This window comes from Steroidobacter sp. (assembly GCF_016790065.1).
Classification (GTDB): domain Bacteria; phylum Pseudomonadota; class Gammaproteobacteria; order Steroidobacterales; family Steroidobacteraceae; genus Steroidobacter.
Window position 1 is genome coordinate 1 of record NZ_JAEUPY010000172.1, and the last position, 3,225, is coordinate 3,225.

Annotated in this window: 4 protein-coding genes; 1 reads left to right on the plus strand and 3 read right to left on the minus strand. The window is 60.7% G+C overall.

The features are described from left to right. Positions 1-640, minus strand: a 640-nt coding sequence (locus tag JNL55_RS07690; RefSeq protein WP_293851548.1) for a DHH family phosphoesterase, incomplete at its 3' end; no start/stop codon positions are given. Then, positions 634-1,632, minus strand: a complete 999-nt coding sequence (locus JNL55_RS07695) for a hypothetical protein (protein ID WP_293851551.1) — start codon at positions 1,630-1,632, stop codon at positions 634-636. The genes JNL55_RS07695 and JNL55_RS07690, both read right to left, overlap by 7 nt. Positions 1,633-1,668: 36 nt before the next feature. Here JNL55_RS07695 and JNL55_RS07700 point away from each other — a divergent pair, with 36 nt between their 5' ends. Beyond that, positions 1,669-2,049: an Mth938-like domain-containing protein gene (locus tag JNL55_RS07700; RefSeq protein ID WP_293851554.1), complete on the plus strand. Its 381-nt coding sequence runs from the start codon at positions 1,669-1,671 to the stop codon at positions 2,047-2,049. 345 nt (positions 2,050-2,394) lie between these two features. Here the strand turns inward: JNL55_RS07700 and JNL55_RS07705 are convergent, their stop codons facing one another. Then, positions 2,395-3,048 carry a peptidoglycan DD-metalloendopeptidase family protein gene (locus JNL55_RS07705; RefSeq protein ID WP_293851556.1) on the minus strand — a complete coding sequence of 218 codons (654 nt, stop codon included), beginning with the start codon at positions 3,046-3,048 and terminating at the stop codon, positions 2,395-2,397. Between the last annotated feature and the right edge of the window lie 177 nt (positions 3,049-3,225).

A 3,225-nucleotide genomic window follows, 5' to 3' on the forward strand; every position in this document is an offset into this window, starting at 1 on the left:
GATTCACGCACAGCCCGCGCTCCTGCATGGTGCGAGTCAGCGCCGCCATCAAATAAAACGCCACGCCGACTCCGGCCAGCGCTTTACTGGGAAACGTATCGCCCGGCGCGTTGGGATTCACGATGGCGTTCGCCGCCGGCAGCGTCGCGGGCGACAAATGATGATCGGTGATCAACGTTTGAATACCCAGCGACGTGGCCATCGCCACGCCCGCATGACTGGAGATGCCGTTGTCGACAGTAACGATCAGCGCCGGCTTCGATTCCGCCGCGAGCTGCACGATCTCCGGTGTCAGGCCGTAGCCGTACTGAAAGCGATTGGGCACCAGGAAGTCGACTTGTTTGAAGCCGAGCCGGCGCAACTGACGCACCACCAGCGCCGTGCTGGTGGCACCGTCGGCATCGAAGTCGCCGACCACCACGATGCGACTGCCGCTACGAAAGTGTTCGCACAACAAATCCACCGCAGCATCGATACCGCTGAGCCGACTGACTGGAATCAGCTTCGCCAGACCCAAGTCCAAATCGTCGGCTTCGTTGACGCCGCGATTCGAATACAACCGTTTCAACAGCGGATGCAGATCGCCAGGCAGTGCCTGAGACTCATCGACTGCGCGGCGACGGATCGTGCGATTCAACATGCGGCCCATCGCGCCGGTGGCAATTCACGACGCCATAGTTTGAACATGGCGGCGCGGTCGGCAGTCACCTGCCAGCCATCGAGTATGACCGTGAGTTTCGAAATGGCGCCGCTCATCAGCGCGCGACTGAGAGGCGCGAGCCAGTTTGTTTCCAACGTTTCAGCATCCGCTGCATCGATCATCGCAACCGTCGGCCCTGCGATTTGTTTCAGCAGTGCCGCGGCATCGGCGGGTCGGTCGTTCACAGGCTGCTCATGCAATCGATAAATCCCACGTAAATAAACATCGTCAGACCACGCTTGCGGCAACGACTGCGCCGTCACATCACTCAACATGCCTTCCCCATGCAGCCAAATCGCATTCAAGGTCGGCAACCCTCGCAGCTGTCGCCGCGCACTGACCGGATGTTCGTGTAACAACATCTGTAGCTCGGTCATCAAACGCCGCAGCCCACCCGCATCGCGTCCACGCGGCAAAATGTCTGCACCGGGATTCGCTGCAGCGAACTCTGGACACACCGTCTGCACTTGTAACGGCGCTTCGCTACGCAAGAGCCATTCGCCGTCGGCGCCGTCGAACAACTCGAAACCGGTGGACTGCAAATGATCGACCAGCGTCGGCGACAAGGTTTCACGCTCAGCCGCACTCATGCGGGCTTGCCCACGCAGCGGCACCGTCGTCAGCCGATCCAGACCCGCGGCGAAGTGTATAGGCTGCGCTCGCAGCCAGAAACCACCGGCACGGGGGCTCTTCAGCGCAGTGCCGATGAGCGGCGCGCTGGGATACCTATCGGCAACATCACGGAGTTGAAGTGCGTCGAGCACGGCCGCCTGCAATGGATCGTGGGTCGGCTCGATTGCTCGCTTGCTCACCGCCCCTCGGCCAGCAAGACGCGACAGCTGCGACCACTGAGCGACAGCGGTGCCTTCCCACTCTCTCAAGGGATTCAGATCGGGAACCAGTAACGTCAGGGAAGTCAGCGTCTTCAACATCTTTAGCGCGGCGGCGACCTGCGCTATGTTAGCCCAATGAAACTGACCGACGAGAAAATTGGCGGCATCAACCTGATTCGCTCCTACGCCCCCGGTGAGGTGCGGATCGGCGAGACCTTGTTTCAGCGCAGTTGTCTGGTGAAGGCCGATCGGATCGTCAGCGATTGGCGGCCACAAACCATGGCCGAGTTGTCGCTGGATGACTTGCAGCCGGCGATCGCGATGAAGCCCGAAGTGATCGTGATCGGCTCAGGCCCGCGCCAGGAGTTCCCGGCACCCGAGGTACTAGGTGCGGTGCTGGAACGAGGCATCGGCTGCGAGGTGATGGACACAGGCGCCGCCTGCCGGACGTATAACATCCTGGCCAGCGAAGGCAGAACCGTGGTGGCAGCGTTGCTGCTGAGAAACAGTAGCTGAAGATTCGAAGAACATTCTCCCGGTCACCCTACTGAACAGGATGACCGGGAGAAGACGCGAGGGACTGAAGATCGTTCGACCCAACTCGCCCGGCCGCTCCACTGGAGACATTGCCTGACGGAATATTCTTTTTCTTTTGCTTTTGTTCTTCTTCGCGCTGTTTCCTCGAATCCCCCTCCGCCCCCGCGTCTTCTCCGAGTCACCCAGTGTGGATGTCCGGCGACAGTGGGGGCGGATTTAGACACACGATCGCGTGTAGCGCAACTGTTGTTCGCTTCGCGAAAGCCCTGGGGGCTGATGATCCGTACCACCCGCTCTCGGGCAACAATCGGGCCAGCCTATTCCTCAGCGTTGCGGTAACAATGTGAGCGGATTGCCCGGCGTGCCATTGATCCGGATTTCGAAATACAGCTGCGGCGAGCCTTGCGGTCCGTTGCCCATGGTCGCAATCCGCTGCCCGGCCGCGACCGCATCGCCTTCCTTGATCAGCACTGCTTGCAAGTGACCATAAGCACTGAGATAGCTTTCGTTGTGCTTAACGATGACCAGCTGGCCGTAACCCAATAGACCTGAGCCCGTGTATACGACGCGTCCGCTGCCGGCGGCACGAATGTCATCACCCAACTTGCCGACGATCATCAAGCCATTGCCGCCGTTGGGTCGCGATGTGAGCGTGGCCGTGCCGCCGCTGACTGGCCATTGCCATTGCACAGGTGGACCCACCGGTATCGCGGGCTGACGCGGCGACGTCGGCGCTTTCGGCGGAGTGGCCGAACGTCCGGAAGCTTTGGGAGGTGTTGAAGTGCGCGCGCCTTTACTGCCAGGCGGATACAGACGCAATGTTTGTCCGGGATGAATCACATAATCCCGGCCGATCCGATTCCAACTGGCCAGTTCTTTGTAATCGACTTTGTGCCGGTACGCGATGGAATACAGAGTGTCGCCGCGTTTGACGGTGTACGTGACCGGCCGGTCAGGCGTCGATGAACAGCCGGCCAATAAGCTCAGCGCGAGCAGCCATGGCGCTAGCCACCGGCCCACAGCCTTCAGTTCAGGCCCTTCAGCAATGGCACGAAACTGACCAAGCCCAGCGTCTCCTTCACGAACTCATCGCCCCGGCGCTCATCGACTTTACGCGTGATGCGCACCAACTGTTGCCGACCTTCCGGCCCCACC